The organism is Roseateles sp. FW301-B2 (assembly GCF_058788955.1).
Genome location: NZ_JBYTBE010000023.1, coordinates 60,513 through 75,801, shown reverse-complemented (window position 1 = coordinate 75,801; position 15,289 = coordinate 60,513). Strand labels below are relative to the sequence as shown.

The following is a 15,289-nucleotide window of genomic DNA, read 5'->3' as shown; positions in this document are numbered from 1 at the left end:
GCGCTCATGCCCACACGACGAAGCAGGCGCGGCGTTTTCGACAGGCCGCCGCGGGCTTCAGGGTTTTCCTGGCCTACTCATAGCAAGGGCCGACGCCGCGCACCTCCACGGTGGCCCATTCGGCCGCCGGGCAGCTGGCCGCGATCGCCAGCGCCTCGGCCTTGGTCTCGCAGTTGAGCAGGAAGAAGCCGCCCACCATTTCCTTGGCCTCGGCGAACGGGCCGTCGACCAGGCGCTGGCGGCCCTCGCGCAGCTGCAGGCGCACGGCGCGGTCGGTGGAGGCCAGGGAGTTGCTGGCCTCGAGCAGGCCGCGCTCCTGCAGGTCGGCGGTGAAGCGCAGCATGCGCTCGTAGACCTGCTCGCCCATCTCGCGGCCGCGCTCCTGGCGCTGGCCGGTGGGCTCGATGATCAGCAGCATATAGGACATGGATTCGCCTCCCTAGTGGTTCGCTTGCGCGTCATTGTGCTGGCTTTTTCTGCCCGCCGGCGGCAGGGGGCTCAGGGGCTCTTGCCGCGCTCGCCCTCGATCAGCCGGCCGGCCTCGCCGCTGTTGCGCAGCCGGGCCAGCTGCATGTCCAGCGCGCGCACGAATTCCTGCAGCTCGGGCCGCTTGGCGAGGGACTGCGCCGAGAAGCCGACCCAGGCGGTCTGCGTCGCCAGCACAAGGCCGGGCTCCAGCTGCTCGGGCATGCGTTTGGCCCACAGCGGGTCGGCCTTGGCCAGGCGGTAGGCGCTTTCGATGCTGATGCGGTCGTTGGCGTAGCAGTCGATCTGCGCGCTGGCGAGCGCGGCGAGGGCGTCGCGGGCATTGCGGAATTCGGTCTTCGTCAGCAGCTGGCGGGCAAAGGCATCGCTGAGCTGCTGGCTCAGCAGATAGCCGCGCATCACGCCGATGCGCTTGCCGACGAAGTCGGCGGGCCATTGGCTGGCCGGGCCCAGCGCGGTCTGCCGGCGGCAGCTCAGGATCACTTCCTCGCGGTGCAGCGGGCCGACATAGCTGGCAATCCACTCGCGCCCGAGGCCGCGGTAGGGCGGCAGGAAGCCGTCCACCTGGCCCTGCTCGGCCGCCATCAGCGCGCGTGCCCAGGGCATCGGCACCAGGCGCAGCTGCCAGCCCGGGATGGCCTGGGCGGCGCGCTGCACCAGCTGCACATAGAGGCCGGCGGGCTGCTCGTTCTCCACAAGGCTGTAGGGCGGGTAGGCGTCGTCCACCGCCAGCACCACCGGCTGCGGCTCGGCGGCGAGCGCGGCGCCCAGGCCCCAGCAAGCCAGCCATCCCGATAAGCTGCGTCGCCACATCTGCGTTCCAGGCCCCGCCTGCGTTGGATCTGCGTTTCAGTGTACGGCCGGTCCGGCGGCGCCTGCGCTGCGGGTAGCATCCGGACACACGCAGACTTGGGCCCCCTATGAAGCAACTCGCCGGACTGGACGCCAGCTTTCTGTTCCTGGAAACGCCCGAGATGCCCATGCATGTGGGCGCCCTGCATGTGCTGGAGCTGCCGCCGGGCTTCCAGGGCAGCTATCTGGACGCGCTGCGCGCCCATATCGCCAAGCGCCTGCCCTATCTGGCGCCGCTGCGCCGCCGCCTCGCCAGCGTGGGGCTGAATGTGGTGACGCCGGCCTGGGTGGATGCCGAACCCGACCTCACCCAGCACATCGTGCCCGTTAGCCTGCCGCCTGGCAGCGGCATCGCCGCGCTGGAAGAGGCGGTGGGCCGGCTGCATCCGGTGCTGCTAGACCGCAGCCGGCCGTTGTGGAAGTTCCATGTTTTCGAACAGCTCTCGCCCGCGCCGGACGGCAGTACGCGGGTGGCCCTCTACACCCAGGTGCACCATGCCGCCGTCGATGGCCAGGCCGCGGTGGCGCTGGCCGCGGTGATGCTGGACCTGGGCCCGGTGCCGCGCGAGCTGCCGGAGAAGCCGAAACGCCAGCGCCATGAGCCCGGCACGCTGGCCCTGATGCGTGGCGCGCTGGCGCACCAGTGGCAGCAATATGTGAAGCTGGCCAAGGCCCTGCCCGCGGCCATCGGCACGCTCGCCAGCCTGGCGGGGGAGACCCTCGGCCAGGCCGTCGCTGACAGGGCCGGCGGCCTCTCGCAGCGCCTGCGCGGCCACACGCCCGAGGGCGTGAGCCAGCTGCGCCTGGCGCCACGCACCCGCCTCAACCGCAGCATCGGCAGCAGCCGCGCCTTCGCCTCGGTGAGCCTGCCGCTGGCCGACATCCACGCGGCGCGCCAGCGCCATGGCGCCAGCCTCAACGACGCGGTGCTGATGATGTGCGGCTCGGCGCTGCGCCGCAGCTTCCTGGACTGGGGCGAGCTGCCCAAGAAGCCGCTCATCGCGGCGGTGCCGGTATCGCTGCGCGCCGAGGGCGATGCCAGCTCCAACAACCAGGCCACCATGACCACGGTGAGCCTGGGCACGCACATCGCCGACCCGAAGAAGCGCTGGGCCCATGTGCTGGCGGCCTCGCGCAATATGAAGTCCTCGCTGGGTCATCTGAAGGACCTGATGCCGCTGGACTTTCCCTCGCTGGGCCTGCCCTGGCTGATGGCCGGCGCGGCGCGGCTCTACGGCAAGGCCCATGTGGCCGAGAAGATCCCGGTGCTGGCCAATCTGGTGATCTCCAATGTGCCGGGCCCGCGGCAGGCGCTCTACCTGGCCGGCGCGCGCATGCTCAGCAATGCGCCCACCTCCATCGTCGTGCATGGGCTGGCGCTCAACATCACGGTGCAGAGCTATGGCGACTCGCTGGAGTTCGGCCTGATCGCCTGCGGCGAGGCCATGCCCGATGTGGCGGCGCTGGCCCGGCATCTGCGCGCGGCCTTCAATGAGTTCCAGGCCCTGCCGCCTGTCGCCAGCGCGACAGGCGACTAGGGCAAGCGCTCCATATGCGAGCGGGCGCGGCCGCTACCATGGCGGTATGACTGCAGCCCAGCGCAAGCCCCGCCTGCCCAAGCACGCCCAGCCGCAACGCGGCCTGCCCGCGGACGACCTGTCCTCCACGCACGACGATCTGCGCGCTCCCAACGCTTTCCTGATGATGCTGGAGGGCCGTGCGCCCTGGGAGTTCGCGGCCCTGCTGGCCAGCTACCCCTGGCTGCGCAAGCTGCCGCCGGGCGATGGCCATCCGGTGCTGGTGTTTCCGGGCCTGGGTGCCAACGACATCACCACGCTGGCGCTGCGGCGCTTCCTCGACGAGCTGGGCTATGTGACCCATCCCTGGGGCCAGGGCTTCAATTTCGGACCGCGCCACGGCGTGCTGGAGCAATGCTCGGCCGACGTGAAGCGCCTGTTCCGCCACCATGCCAAGCCGGTCAGCCTGATCGGCTGGAGCCTGGGCGGCATCTATGCGCGCGAGCTGGCCAAGGAGCTGCCCGACCATACGCGCTGCGTCATCACCCTGGGCACGCCCTTCACCGGCCACCCGCGCGCCACCAATGCCTGGCGCTTCTTCGAGCTGGTGAGCGGCCAGCAGGTCAAGGACCATGCGCTGCTGGAAGAGATACGCCGCACCCCGCCGGTGCCCACCACCTCGATCTACTCGCGCACCGACGGCGTGGTGGCCTGGCGCTGCAGCGTGATGGAGCCCGGCCCGCTGAGCGAGAACATCGAGGTGCATGCCAGCCATCTGGGCCTGGGCATGAACCCGCTGGCCCTCTATGTGGTGGCCGACCGCCTGGCCCAGCATCCGGGCGACTGGCAGCGCTTCGAGCCGCATGGCGCAAGGCGCTGGTTCTATCCGCGGAGCAGCCACTGATGCAGATCAGCGCCAACGGCATCGCCATCGAGGTGGAAGACCATGGGCCCGCCAACGGCGAGCCGCTGCTGCTCATCATGGGCCTGGGCATGCAGCTGCTGGCCTGGCCCGACGAGTTCGTGCAGCAGCTGGTGGCGCGCGGCTTTCGCGTGATCCGCTATGACAACCGCGACATCGGCCTGAGCCAGCGCTTCGACGAACTGGGCGTGCCCCATGTGGGCCTGGCCTCGATGCAGCATCTGCTGCACCTGCCGGTGAAGAGCGCCTACAGCATCGGCGACATGGCCGAGGATGCGCGCGGCGTGCTGGACGCGCTGGGCATCGCGCGCGCCCATGTCTGCGGCGCCTCGATGGGCGGCATGATCGCCCAGCATCTGGCGGCCCGCCATCCCGCGCGCGTGAAGAGCCTGACGCTGATGATGACCACCAGCGGCTCGCGCCGCCTGCCCGGCCCCAACTTCAAGGTGCGCAGCGCCCTGCTGGCGCGCCCGCCGCGCGAGCATGAGGCGCTGGTGGCCCATTCCGCCGCCTTCATACGCCTGATCGGCAGCCCCGCCTACCCGGCCCCCAAGGGCTGGCTGGAGGCCCGCACCGACCGCGCCATCCGCCGCAGCTACCGGCCGCGCGGCATGCTGCGCCAGCTGGTAGCGGTGGCCGCCGACGGCGACCGCAGCGCCCTGCTGCGGCAGATCCAGGCCCCGACCCTGGTGATCCACGGCAGTGCCGACCCGCTGGTGCCGGTGCCCGCCGGCCGCGACCTGGCCGCGCGCATCGCCGGGGCGGCGCTGGACGAGGTCCCCGGCATGGGGCACGACCTGCCCCCCGAGCTCTGGCCGCGCTTCGTCGACGGCATCAGCGCCAACGCGGCCAAGGCCCCCTAAGTTTCAGGATGCGAGGCGGCGCCGCCTGCGCCTAGGCTGCGGGTGTCAAGACCTGACACCAGGAGCCGCCCATGATCTACGACCACCAAGTCCTTGCCAGCCGCTACGAGAAGGCCTTCGGCAAGCTCACGCCCTCGCAATACCAGGGCTTGGATCAGATCCTGGGCTATGTGCAGCTGGACCCCGACATCACGGACGAGCGCTGGGTGGCCTATCTGCTGGCCACCGTCAAGCATGAGTGCGCCAACCAGTTCCACCCCATCACCGAGTTCGGTGCCGAGTCGTATTTCGCCAAGTACGAGCCCGGCACCAGCATCGGCCAGCGCCTGGGCAATACCGAGCCCGGCGATGGCAGCCGCTACAAGGGCCGCGGCTATGTGCAGATCACCGGCCGCGCCAACTACCAGCGCGTCGGCCAGGCGCTGGGCCTGGGCGCGGCGCTGGTGAAGCAGCCCGAGCTGGCGCTGGAGCCCAATGTGGCCTACCGCATCGCCTCGCTGGGCATGCGCATGGGCCTGTTCACCGGCCGCAAGCTGGCCACCTACATCAACGACGCGCAGTGCGACTATCTGAACGCGCGCCGCATCATCAACGGCACCGACCGCGCCCAGGACATCGCCGGCTACGCCCAGGCCTTCGAGACCGCGCTGCGCGCCGCGCGCCTGGACTGAGGCCGGAACTGCACCGGCTTCACCACGTTTTCCTGCCTGCACAGGGCGGGCCGATCGCGCTATGTTGCCGTTCTCGCTGCGCGCAAGGAGACCGGCCATGAACCTGAACAGCCTGAAGATCACCACCAAGCTCTGGGGCTTCGTGTCGCTGGTGGTGGTGCTCATCGTCACCATCGCGGTGGTGGGCGTGGCGCGCGGCAACGCCATCCTGGCCGAGGGGCGGGCCGCCCAGGGCGTCGCCACCGAGCTGGTGCAGGTGACCACGCAGTGGTACGGCATGACCGAGAGCAATGCCATGCGCAACCAGGCCCTGGCGCTGAGCGCCGAGCCGGCCATCAAGAACGCCTTCGCCAGCCAGGTCGAGAAGGCAGTGGCGGAGATCTCCGAGCTGCAGAAGCGCCTGGAAGCCCTGCCGCTGCGCGACGAAGACCGCGCCCAGCTGAAGAAGATCGGCGAACTGCGCGGGCAGGTGATCGAGACGCGCAAGAAGGCCGTGGCGGCGCGCGCCGAGGGCAATCCGGAGGAGGCCGTGCGCCTCGTCACGGAGCAGTACCTGCCGGCGATGGGCGGCTATCTGGGCGCGCTGAAGGAGCTGGTGAAGATGCAGGAGCAGCATGTCGTCAGCATCCAGAGCGACACCGAGGCGCGCCGCCAGCGCAACAGCCTGGGCATCATGGTCGGCCTGGTGCTGGTGATGGTGACGATCTTCTTCTCCACCGCCTGGCTGGTGCGCTCGATCCGCGAACCGCTGGCGCAGGCCAATGCGCTGGCCGCCAGCATTGCCCAGGGCGATCTGCGCGGCAGCATCAGCAGCCAGCGCGACGACGAATTCGGCGCCCTGCTGCGCTCGCTCGCCGAGATGGCGGCGGCGCTGGTGAGCATGGTGGACCAGGTGCGCCACAGCAGCGACAGCATCGCCACCGGCAGCGCCGAAATCGCCACCGGCAACAACGACCTGGCGCAGCGCACCGAACAGACCTCCAGCAGCCTGCAGTCCACCGCCTCGTCGATGGAGCAGCTGACGCACACGGTGCGGCAGAGCGCCGACAACGCGCGCCAGGCCAGCAGCCTGGCGGCCGATGCCTCCGGCGTGGCACAGAAGGGCGGCGCGGTGGTGGGCCAGGTGGTCAGCACCATGCAGGAGATCAACGACAGCAGCAAGCGCATCGCCGACATCATTGGCGTGATCGACGGCATTGCCTTCCAGACCAATATCCTGGCGCTGAACGCCGCCGTCGAGGCGGCGCGCGCCGGCGAGCAGGGGCGCGGCTTCGCGGTGGTGGCCAGCGAGGTGCGCAGCCTGGCGCAGCGCAGCGCCGAGGCCGCGCGCGAGATCAAGACCCTGATCCAGGCCTCGGTGGAGCGGGTCGAATCGGGCAGCCGCCTGGTCAGCGATGCCGGCGCCACCATGAACGACATCGTGCAATCGGTGCGCAAGGTGGCCGATGTGCTGAACGAGATCACCGCCACCTCGGCCGAGCAGAGCGCCGGCATCGCCGCCGTCAACGACGCGATCGCCAAGCTGGACCAGATGACCCAGCAGAACGCCGCCCTGGTGGAGCAGAGCGCCGCCGCGGCCGAAAGCCTGAAGGATCAATCCACCCAGCTGGACCGCGCCGTTTCGGCCTTCAAGACCTGAGTCGCGTGCACAATCGCGCCTTGCCCTGAGTTTCGAGGTTCGATCCATGCTGCATTCCTTCAAGCAACGCGTCGGCGTGCTGCTCGTCTCCTTTGCCTGTATCTCCATCAGCCAGCAGGCGCGGGCCTTTGCCGCGGTGGGGCATTCGGCGGTGGGCGATGTGGCGGCAGCGCTCATCAAGGGCAGCCGGGCCGAGACCGAGGTGAAGCGCATCCTGGGTCCGGTGTCGCTGCATGACATCGCCGTCTGGGCCGATTGCGTCAAGGGCATCGATGCCTACAACGACTTCAAGTACACCGTCGCCGGCCGCTATCCGGAATGTGCGCCGTTCGAGAACAACGCCGCCGAAGAGCGCTTGATGCGCGACTACGTGCAGCGCAACAACGATGCCTGCGCGCCCAAGCCGGGCGAGGAAAGCTGCCACAAGCAGTACCACTACACCAACCCCGCGGTGCAGACCGGCCGCTATGTGGCCGGCGCGGTGGGCACCGGCAAGAACGACATCGTCATGAGCTTGCGTGCCGCCATCGCCAGGCTGCAGGGCGGCAGCGTGCCGGCCCCCTACAGCCTGACGAACGAGCGCGAGGCCCTGGCCCTGCTCGTGCATGTGGTCGGCGATCTGCACCAGCCCCTGCACGTGGGTTCGATCTACCTGGATGCCGAGGGCAAGGTGATCGTGCCGCAGGCCGAGAGCTACGACCCGCTCAGCCACACGGTGGGCGGCAATGCCATCACCATGGTCGGCGGCAACCTGCATGGCTACTGGGACGGCGCGCCGAATCGCCTCAGCGAGGCCGAGCTGCAGGCGCTGCCCGAGGCGGCGCGCGCGGTGGCGCCCAGCGCCGGTGCCGTCAACACCTGGCCCCAGGCCTGGGCCGACGACACCATCCAGCAGGCAAATCAGGTGTTCGAGGGCCTGAGCTACGGCGCGCGCCAGCAAAGCCTGCGCGGCCCGCGCTGGTTGACCACCCTGCCGCCCGACTACGACGCCCGCTCGCTGGCCCTCACCAAGGCCCAGCTGGCCAAGGGCGGCGCGCGCCTGGCGCAGCTGCTGAAGGCGCTCTGGCCTTAACTCTGCCCTTAATTCCGACCCGCCGCCGGCTTGCGCCTGGCGGCGCGTGACGTCTGCGCCAGCTCCAGGCAGCGGCCCTCGGCCCATTCGGCCTGCATCTGCTGCATCAAGGCCTCCATCTCGGCGCGCTGGGCCGCCAGGCTGCGCTGCATGGCGTCGATCTCGGCGAGGCGCTCGCGCATGCTCTGCAGCACCAGCTCGTGCGGCAGCTCCTCACCCGGCGCCAGCAGCTTGCGCAGCACGTCCAGCGTGAAGCCCAGGCGCTGGGCCGTCTGTATCAGTAGCAGGCGCTGCAGCGTGTCCTCGTCGTAGATGCGGTAGCCATTGCCGCCGCGCCTGGCGGCGGGCAGCAGGCCGCTGGATTCGTAGAAGCGGATCGCCGAACTGGCCATGCCGCTGCGTTGTGCCAGTTCGCCGATCTTCATGTCCACAGGCTCTTGACTTTAAAGTTGACTTGAAGCTTAGCATGCGCGCCATGAACAGCCATCAAGCCCTTTTCGAGCCCCTGCGCCTGCCCAACGGCCAGACCCTGCCCAACCGCCTGGCCAAGGCCGCGATGGAGGAGGGCATGGCCGAGGCCGGCCAACTGCCCGGCACGGCCATCGAGCGGCTCTACGCGCGCTGGGCGCGCGGCGGCGTGGGCCTGATGATCACCGGCAATGTGATGGTGGACGGCCGCGCGATGACGGGCCCGGGCGGCATCGCGCTGGAACGCGGCACGCCGCTGGCCCCCTTCCAGCGCTGGGCCGAGGCCGCGCATGCGGGCGGCGCGCGCATCTGGATGCAGATCAACCACCCCGGCCGGCAGGTGTTCGCGGCCATGGGCGGCAGCAGCTGGGCGCCCTCGGCGGTGGCGCTGGAGCTGGGCAAGCATTCCAGCCTGTTCGCCCCGCCCGAGGCCATGAGCGAGGCCCAGATCGCCGAAGTCATCGCACGCTTTGCCGACAGCGCCGCGCTGGCCGAGCGGGCCGGCTTCGACGGCGTGCAGATCCATGCCGCGCATGGCTATCTGCTCTCGCAATTCCTCTCGCCGCTCGCCAACCAGCGGCGCGATGGCTGGGGCGGCGCGATCGCGCAGCGCGCGCGCCTGCTGGTCGAGGTGGTGCAGGCGGTGCGCGCCGCGGTGAGCCCGGACTTTGCGGTGGCGGTGAAGCTGAACTCGGCCGATTTCCAGCGCGGCGGCTTCAGCGAGGCCGATGCGCGCGCGGTGGTGCTGATGCTCAACGAGCTGAGCGTCGATGTGCTGGAGCTCTCGGGCGGCAGCTACGAAAGCCCGGCCATGCAGGGCCGCACCGCCGATGGCCGCACGCTGGCACGCGAGGCCTATTTCCTGGCCTTCGCGCGCGAACTGGCGGATGTGGCCCGCATGCCGCTGATGACCACCGGCGGCATCGGCCGCCCGGCCGTGGCGGCCGAGGTGCTGGCCAGCGGCGTGGCCCTGGTGGGCCTGGGCACGGCGCTGGCGCTGGCGCCGGATCTGCCGCTGGCCTGGCGGCAGGGTGGCGAGGCCGCCGCGCCGCGGCCGCGCGTGGCCTGGAAGGACAAGGTGCTGGCCGCCATGGCCACCATGGCCCTGGTGCGACGCCAGCTGCAGCGCATGGGCGCGGGCCGCGAGCCCCGCCCGCATGCCTCGCCGGCGCTGGCCCTGCTGCTGGATCAACTGCTGAAGAAAAGGCTCACCAGGCGTTATCGTGCCTGGCGCGCCGCGAGCGCCGAGCTGGCCGCCCTCAAGACCTGACCCCGCCGGAAAGAACCGCCATGACGACACTTGTGATCAACGGCCGGCAACGCCAGCTGGATATCGAACCCGAGACGCCGCTGCTGTGGGTGCTGCGCGATGAGCTGGGCCTCACCGGCACCAAGTTCGGCTGCGGCATCGCCAGCTGCGGCGCCTGCACGGTGGAGATCGACGGCGTGGCCACGCGTTCCTGCGTGATGCCCATACAGGCGCTGGAGGGCAAGACGGTGCGCACCATCGAGGCCGAGCCCGACCGCATCGTGGCCGCCCTGCAGGCCGCCTGGCTGCAGCACCAGGTGCCGCAATGCGGCTACTGCCAGAGCGGCATGATCATGGCCGCGGCCGGCCTGCTGCGCAGCCAGCCCCGGCCCAACGATGCGGACATCGCCGCCGCCATCACCAATATCTGCCGCTGCGGCACCTACCAACGCATTGTCGCGGCCGTGCACAGCGCGGCCGCGGCGCTGCAGGGAGTGCCGGCATGACGATCAAGCGACGCGGCTTCCTGATCGCCGGCGGCCTGGCCGGCGGCGGCCTGCTGCTGGGCGTGGGCATCAGCACCCCGCCCTCGGCGCGCACGCGCCTGGGCGACAAGCAGGTGTTCGCGCCCGCCGCTGGCCAGCTGGCCCTGAACGGCTGGGTCAAGATCACGCGCGAGGGCCGGGTGATCGTGGCCACGCCGCGCGCCGAGATGGGCCAGGGCGTTCACAGCGCGCTGGCCATGCTGGTGGCCGAGGAGCTGGACGCCGACTGGTCCATGGTCGGCACCGAGCAGGCGCCGGCGGCGCAGATCTATGCCAACGCGGCCCTGCTGTTGAATGTGGCGCCGTTTGAATCCGATGACGACGGCCTGCTGGCCCGCGTCGCGCGCGGCAGCCTGCAGCGCCTGGGCTACACCCTGGGCCTGCAGGTCACCGGCGGCTCGTCCAGCATCCGCGATGCCTGGGAGCCGATGCGCCTGGCCGGTGCCAGCGCGCGCGCCATGCTGGTGGAGGCGGCCGCGCGGCGCTGGCAGGTACAGGCCGGCGAATGCGTGGTGAAGCAGGGCGTGGTGAGTCATCCGCCCAGCGGCCGCCGCGCCGGTTTTGGCGAGCTGGCCGAGGCCACGGCCGCCATCGACCCGCGCAGCGACGTAGTTTTCAAGGACCCCGGCAGCTACCAGCTGATCGGCAAGCCGCAGCCGCGCCTGGACCTGCCCGCCAAGGTGAACGGCCAGGCGCAGTTCGGCATCGATGTGCGCCCCGAGGGCCTGCTGTACGCGGCGATCCGCCACGCGCCGGCCTTCGGCGGCTCGATCAAGCGCCTGGACGACGCCAGCGCCAAGCAGGGCCGCGGCGTGGTGGATGCCTTTGTGTTGCCGAACGGCCGCGCCGCCGTGGTGGTGGCTGACCGCTATTGGCGCGCCAAGCGCGTGCTCGACGCGCTGCCGCTGGACTTCGAGCCCGGCCCGCATGGCCAGCTGGATTCGGCCCAGATCAGCCAGCAGCTCCGCGCCGCGCTGGAGGGCGGGCAGAGCGGCACGGGCTTTCGCAACCAGGGCGACGCCGCGGGCCAGCTCGGGCAGGCGCGACGCAAGCTGCAGGCCGTCTACGAGGTGCCCTTCCTGGCCCATGCGGCGATGGAGCCCATCAACTGCACGGCGCAGTTCAAGGACGGCCGGCTGACGCTCTGGTGCGGCACCCAGGTGGCCTCGCTGGCGCGCTGGCGTGCCGCCCAGGTGGCCGGGCTGGACGGCGAGCGGGTGGACCTGCATGTGCCGCTGCTGGGCGGCGGCTTCGGCCGCCGGCTCGAGCTGGACATGGTGGAGGAGGCGGTGGCGATCGCCATGCGCCTGCCCGGCCGGCCCATCCAGCTGCTGTGGTCGCGCGAGGAGGACATGCAGCACGATATGTACCGCCCCGCAGCGATGGCCAGCTTCGAGGCGGCGCTGGATGAGGGCGGCCGGCCGCTGGCCTGGCTGAACCGGGTGGCGGCGCCCTCGGTGGGCCTGGCCACCATGGAGCGCCTGCTGCCCAGCATGGCGATGGACACGCCCGACAAGAACCAGATCGAGGGCGCCTTCGACCTGCCCTATGCGGTGCCGCACCTGAGCGTGCGCCAGCTGCGCGTGGCCACGCCGGTGCCGGTGGGCTCCTGGCGTAGCGTGGGCCATTCCTACAACGCCTTCTTCACCGAGAGCTTCATCGACGAGCTGGCCCACGCGGCTGGGCAGGACCCGTTCGCATACCGCCGCGGCCTGCTGGCCGCCAAGCCGCGCCATCGCGCCGTGCTGGAGCTGGCCGCTGCCAAGGCCGGCTGGGGTCAGGCATTGCCAGCGGGCCATGCCCGCGGCATCGCCCTGCACGAGTCCTTTGGCTCGATCTGCGCGCAGGTGGCCGAGGTCTCGCTGGAAAGCGGCAAACCCCGCGTGCACCGGGTGGTGTGCGCGCTCGACTGCGGCATCGTCGTCAACCCCGACACCGTGCGGGCGCAGATGGAGGGCGCCATCGTCTACGGCCTCAGCGCCGCGCTGTATGGCGAGATCAGCATCAAGAACGGTGCGGTGGAGCAGGGCAACTTCCCCAGCTACGAGGTGGTGCGCATGGCACAAATGCCAAGGGTGGAAACCCATCTCGTGGCCAGTACGGCCGCCCCCGGCGGCGTGGGCGAACCCGGCACACCGCCGATCGCGCCGGCGCTGGCGAATGCCTTGTTTGCCCTCACGCAGCAAAGGCTGCGGCGCCTGCCGCTGCGGCCGAAGACCTGAGGACTACACTCAAACCGCCGTCTTGCCCCACAGCCCTGTGCTGCATTGCGCCGATTCACGCATCACGCATTGGAGCCAGGCATGCCGGGTTACCAGGTCAAACAGGAGCGCGTCCACTTCGATGGGGTGGCCGCGCTCGACATCCGCTCCCTGCTCGACAAGCAGCAATACGCCGACCCGCTGGGCCAGGCCGAGGCCCTGGGCATCTCCAGCGCCCATTGGCCGCTGTTCGGCCTGCTATGGCCCTCGGGCCTGAGGCTGGCCCAGGCGATGGCGGACCGCCCCCTCATCGCGGGCGAAAGCATTCTGGAGATCGGCTGCGGCCTGGCCCTGGCCAGCCTGGTGAGCCACCGCCGCGGCGCGCTGGTGACCGCCAGCGACTGCCACCCTTTGGCAGGCGCCTTCCTGCTCGAGAACCTCCTGCTCAACCAGCTGGCGCCGATGCGCTACTGCCATGGCGACTGGTCGGCCGCCCCGGCCGAGCGCCAGGGCGCCCAGCTCACGCCCGGGGTACAGGGCCGCTTCGACCTCATCATGGGCAGCGACGTGCTGTACGAGCGCGACGAGGGCGGCGCCCTGCCCCTCTTCATCGAGCGCCATGCCGCGCCGGTCAGCGAGGTGCTGATCGTGGACCCCGAACGCGGCAACCGCTCGGCCTTCAGCAAGCGCATGGCGGCGCTGGGCTACCGCCTGGAAGAGACGCTGCTGCACCGCGATCTGCCGCCGGCCCAGGCCTACCGCGGGCGCCTGCTGCGCTACCGCCGCGAGCAGGGATAAGTCTGTGCACAAGTCTTGAACAACTGGGGGCTTATCCACAGGCGCCGGCCGCGCGGCGAAGTTGTTATCGCCCGGGCCAGCACAATGTGCGCACCGGCCCACATGGTTTGGCGGCGCCTAAGCGCTTGTCGGGCCTGCACAAAAGCCGCTTGTCCACAAATGCACGCCGGCTCTATTACGACTACCACCTTGAGAACCTTCAAATTCAATTGATAGAGAGTGCGGTGCGAAAATACGCCCACACAGCTCCCTGGTTCCATGAACACCTCCACCCTCCATGTGGCATCGGCCGGCTTCGAGTCGGCCTGCCAGATCGGCGCGTTGCCGATCGGTCACCGCAGCCATGGCCTGCATGGCCACAGCTATTTCGCCAGCGTGCGTGCGCTGCTGCCCGCCGGCACATTCGCGCCCTTCCCTGGCGCCGAGGTGGAAGAGCTGCGCCGGCGTCTGCTGGCCTGCGTCGCCCCGCTGGACCATGCGCTGCTGAACCGCCATATCGCCGAGCCCACCGACGAGAACATCGCGCGCTGGATCCGCCAGCGCCTTGAGGCGGAGTACGAGGTGCCGGGCATCCAGCAGATCGGCATCCAGAGCACCCAGCATTCGGGCGTGGATCTGGATGTGGACGGCCAGGCCCATGTCTGGCGGCGCTACCGCTTCCAGGCCGCGCACAAGCTGCCGAATGTGCCGCTGGGGCATAAATGCGGCCGCATGCATGGCCATGGCTTCGAGGTCATCCTCCATGCCAACCAGGACCTGGGCGAGCGCGACCTGAGCGTGGACTACGACCACCTCGACGAGATCTGGGCGCCCCTGCATGCCCAGCTCAACTACCAATGCCTCAACGAGCTGGAGGGCCTGGCCAATCCCACCAGCGAGGTGATCTCGGCCTGGCTGTGGGCGCGCATCAAGCCGCTGCTGCCCGAGCTCAGCTGGGTGACGGTGTACGAGACCGGCTCCTGCGGCGCCAACTTCGACGGCCGCCAGTACCGCATCTGGAAGGAGCTGACGCTGGACAGTGCCATCCAGCTCAAGCGCGCGCCGGCCGAGAGCCCGCTGCGCGCCATCCATGGCCACACCTACACGCTGCGCCTGCACCTCAGCGCCGAGCTCGACGCGGTGATGGGCTGGACGGTGGACTTCGGCGATGTGAAGATGCTGTTCGACCCGATCTTCAAGGCCATCGACCACCGGCCGCTCTACGAGATCGCCGACCTGCCCGATGGCGACACCGCCAGCCTCTCGGCCTGGGTGCTGGCCAAGGGCCGCGCCGTGCTGCCCCAGCTGGACCGGGTGGACATGTACGAAACCCGCGGCTCGGGCGCGATCGTGAGCGCCTCGGCGGCGGATGAGCTGATACCCGTATGACTTACGCCGTCAAAGAGATTTTCTATACCTTGCAGGGCGAGGGCGCGCAGGCCGGCCGGGCCTCGGTGTTCTGCCGCTTTGCCGGCTGCAACCTCTGGAGCGGGCGCGAGCAGGACCGCGCCGACGCGGTCTGCAATTTCTGCGATACCGATTTCGTCGGCACCGATGGCCAGGGCGGCGGCAAGTTCGCCAGCGCCGAGGCGCTGGCCGAGGCGATCGCCTCGCGCTGGCCGCAGGGCCAGGCCGGCAAGCCCTATGTGGTGTGCACCGGCGGCGAACCGCTGCTGCAGGTGGACGAGGCGCTGATCGCTGCGCTGCATGCGCGCGGCTTCGAGATCGCGGTGGAGACGAATGGCACGCAGCCGGCACCGCCTGGGCTGGACTGGATCTGCGTCAGCCCCAAGGCCGACGCCGAGATCGTGCTGACCCGGGGCGACGAGCTCAAGCTGGTGTTCCCGCAGCCACTGGCGCGGCCGGAGCGCTTCGCGGGCCTGCAGTTCCAGCATTTCTTCCTGCAGCCGATGGACTCGCTGCTGCAGAAGCAGCACACCCGCGAGGCGGTGGCCTATTGCATGGCCCATCCGCAATGGCGGCTCTCGGTGCAGATGCACAAGGTCATCGGCATCGAGTAGCCGGCG

At 70.1% G+C, this 15,289-nt stretch carries 15 protein-coding genes; 12 read left to right on the top strand and 3 right to left on the bottom strand.

Going from position 1 to position 15,289, the window contains the following annotated elements:
• Nucleotides 1-73: 73 nt before the first annotated feature.
• Nucleotides 74-427 carry a YciI family protein gene (locus AC3WQY_RS16315; RefSeq protein WP_285234492.1) on the bottom strand — a complete coding sequence of 118 codons (354 nt, stop codon included), beginning with the start codon at nucleotides 425-427 and terminating at the stop codon, nucleotides 74-76.
• Nucleotides 428-498: 71 nt separating this feature from the next.
• Nucleotides 499-1,299: a substrate-binding periplasmic protein gene (locus AC3WQY_RS16310; protein WP_492709630.1), complete on the bottom strand. Its 801-nt coding sequence runs from the start codon at nucleotides 1,297-1,299 to the stop codon at nucleotides 499-501.
• A 107-nt stretch (nucleotides 1,300-1,406) separates the two neighbouring features.
• On the opposite strand from AC3WQY_RS16310, the gene AC3WQY_RS16305 reads away from it, so the two are divergent.
• The 6 genes from AC3WQY_RS16305 (at nucleotide 1,407) to AC3WQY_RS16280 (ending at nucleotide 8,022) form a co-directional block, all read left to right on the top strand.
• A complete protein-coding gene (locus AC3WQY_RS16305; RefSeq protein ID WP_492709629.1) occupies nucleotides 1,407-2,876 on the top strand; it encodes a wax ester/triacylglycerol synthase family O-acyltransferase in 1,470 nt (489 codons plus the stop codon).
• A gap of 46 nt (nucleotides 2,877-2,922) precedes the next feature.
• Nucleotides 2,923-3,759 carry an esterase/lipase family protein gene (locus tag AC3WQY_RS16300; RefSeq protein ID WP_285234495.1) on the top strand — a complete coding sequence of 279 codons (837 nt, stop codon included), beginning with the start codon at nucleotides 2,923-2,925 and terminating at the stop codon, nucleotides 3,757-3,759.
• Nucleotides 3,759-4,640, top strand: coding sequence for an alpha/beta fold hydrolase (locus AC3WQY_RS16295; RefSeq protein WP_285234496.1), 882 nt, complete (start codon nucleotides 3,759-3,761; stop codon nucleotides 4,638-4,640). Before AC3WQY_RS16300 ends, AC3WQY_RS16295 begins: the two co-directional genes overlap by 1 nt.
• A 71-nt stretch (nucleotides 4,641-4,711) precedes the next feature.
• Entirely contained in the window at nucleotides 4,712-5,311 is a 600-nt protein-coding gene (locus AC3WQY_RS16290; protein ID WP_492709628.1) for a glycoside hydrolase family 19 protein, read from the top strand.
• A 97-nt stretch (nucleotides 5,312-5,408) separates the two neighbouring features.
• Nucleotides 5,409-6,950: a methyl-accepting chemotaxis protein gene (locus AC3WQY_RS16285; RefSeq protein WP_492709627.1), complete on the top strand. Its 1,542-nt coding sequence runs from the start codon at nucleotides 5,409-5,411 to the stop codon at nucleotides 6,948-6,950.
• Between the two features lie 46 nt (nucleotides 6,951-6,996).
• Nucleotides 6,997-8,022, top strand: a complete 1,026-nt coding sequence (locus tag AC3WQY_RS16280; RefSeq protein ID WP_492709626.1) for a S1/P1 nuclease — start codon at nucleotides 6,997-6,999, stop codon at nucleotides 8,020-8,022.
• Between the two features lie 8 nt (nucleotides 8,023-8,030).
• Here the strand turns inward: AC3WQY_RS16280 and AC3WQY_RS16275 are convergent, their stop codons facing one another.
• A complete protein-coding gene (locus AC3WQY_RS16275; RefSeq protein ID WP_285234500.1) occupies nucleotides 8,031-8,447 on the bottom strand; it encodes a MerR family transcriptional regulator in 417 nt (138 codons plus the stop codon).
• 50 nt (nucleotides 8,448-8,497) lie between these two features.
• Here AC3WQY_RS16275 and AC3WQY_RS16270 point away from each other — a divergent pair, with 50 nt between their 5' ends.
• From AC3WQY_RS16270 to queE, 6 genes are all read left to right on the top strand, one after another.
• Nucleotides 8,498-9,760: an NADH:flavin oxidoreductase/NADH oxidase family protein gene (locus AC3WQY_RS16270; protein ID WP_285234501.1), complete on the top strand. Its 1,263-nt coding sequence runs from the start codon at nucleotides 8,498-8,500 to the stop codon at nucleotides 9,758-9,760.
• 20 nt (nucleotides 9,761-9,780) lie between these two features.
• Nucleotides 9,781-10,245 (top strand): (2Fe-2S)-binding protein, encoded by a 465-nt coding sequence (locus AC3WQY_RS16265; RefSeq protein ID WP_285234502.1) that lies wholly within the window; start codon nucleotides 9,781-9,783, stop codon nucleotides 10,243-10,245.
• On the top strand, nucleotides 10,242-12,506 hold the full coding sequence (locus AC3WQY_RS16260) for a xanthine dehydrogenase family protein molybdopterin-binding subunit (RefSeq protein WP_285234503.1): 2,265 nt from the start codon (nucleotides 10,242-10,244) through the stop codon (nucleotides 12,504-12,506). Before AC3WQY_RS16265 ends, AC3WQY_RS16260 begins: the two co-directional genes overlap by 4 nt.
• 81 nt (nucleotides 12,507-12,587) lie before the next feature.
• The gene (locus AC3WQY_RS16255) at nucleotides 12,588-13,283 is read left to right on the top strand and encodes a class I SAM-dependent methyltransferase (RefSeq protein ID WP_285234504.1); all 696 of its coding nucleotides are present in this window, start codon (nucleotides 12,588-12,590) and stop codon (nucleotides 13,281-13,283) included.
• Nucleotides 13,284-13,541: 258 nt separating this feature from the next.
• Entirely contained in the window at nucleotides 13,542-14,651 is a 1,110-nt protein-coding gene (locus AC3WQY_RS16250) for a 6-carboxytetrahydropterin synthase (RefSeq protein WP_285234505.1), read from the top strand.
• The gene (queE, locus tag AC3WQY_RS16245) at nucleotides 14,648-15,283 is read left to right on the top strand and encodes a 7-carboxy-7-deazaguanine synthase (RefSeq protein ID WP_285234506.1); all 636 of its coding nucleotides are present in this window, start codon (nucleotides 14,648-14,650) and stop codon (nucleotides 15,281-15,283) included. Before AC3WQY_RS16250 ends, queE begins: the two co-directional genes overlap by 4 nt.
• Nucleotides 15,284-15,289 lie beyond the last annotated feature (6 nt).

Bases quoted from the DNA above. Each gene is read 5' to 3' on its own strand.
- AC3WQY_RS16315 (WP_285234492.1), bottom strand. From the start codon at position 427: ATGTCCTATATGCTGCTGATCATCGAGCCCACCGGCCAGCGCCAGGAG.
- queE (WP_285234506.1), top strand. From the start codon at position 14,648: ATGACTTACGCCGTCAAAGAGATTTTCTATACCTTGCAGGGCGAGGGC.
- AC3WQY_RS16255 (WP_285234504.1), top strand. From the start codon at position 12,588: ATGCCGGGTTACCAGGTCAAACAGGAGCGCGTCCACTTCGATGGGGTG.
- AC3WQY_RS16290 (WP_492709628.1), top strand. From the start codon at position 4,712: ATGATCTACGACCACCAAGTCCTTGCCAGCCGCTACGAGAAGGCCTTC.
- AC3WQY_RS16310 (WP_492709630.1), bottom strand. From the start codon at position 1,299: ATGTGGCGACGCAGCTTATCGGGATGGCTGGCTTGCTGGGGCCTGGGC.
- AC3WQY_RS16250 (WP_285234505.1), top strand. From the start codon at position 13,542: ATGAACACCTCCACCCTCCATGTGGCATCGGCCGGCTTCGAGTCGGCC.
- AC3WQY_RS16285 (WP_492709627.1), top strand. From the start codon at position 5,409: ATGAACCTGAACAGCCTGAAGATCACCACCAAGCTCTGGGGCTTCGTG.
- AC3WQY_RS16260 (WP_285234503.1), top strand. From the start codon at position 10,242: ATGACGATCAAGCGACGCGGCTTCCTGATCGCCGGCGGCCTGGCCGGC.
- AC3WQY_RS16300 (WP_285234495.1), top strand. From the start codon at position 2,923: ATGACTGCAGCCCAGCGCAAGCCCCGCCTGCCCAAGCACGCCCAGCCG.
- AC3WQY_RS16305 (WP_492709629.1), top strand. From the start codon at position 1,407: ATGAAGCAACTCGCCGGACTGGACGCCAGCTTTCTGTTCCTGGAAACG.
- AC3WQY_RS16270 (WP_285234501.1), top strand. From the start codon at position 8,498: ATGAACAGCCATCAAGCCCTTTTCGAGCCCCTGCGCCTGCCCAACGGC.
- AC3WQY_RS16265 (WP_285234502.1), top strand. From the start codon at position 9,781: ATGACGACACTTGTGATCAACGGCCGGCAACGCCAGCTGGATATCGAA.
- AC3WQY_RS16280 (WP_492709626.1), top strand. From the start codon at position 6,997: ATGCTGCATTCCTTCAAGCAACGCGTCGGCGTGCTGCTCGTCTCCTTT.
- AC3WQY_RS16275 (WP_285234500.1), bottom strand. From the start codon at position 8,447: ATGAAGATCGGCGAACTGGCACAACGCAGCGGCATGGCCAGTTCGGCG.
- AC3WQY_RS16295 (WP_285234496.1), top strand. From the start codon at position 3,759: ATGCAGATCAGCGCCAACGGCATCGCCATCGAGGTGGAAGACCATGGG.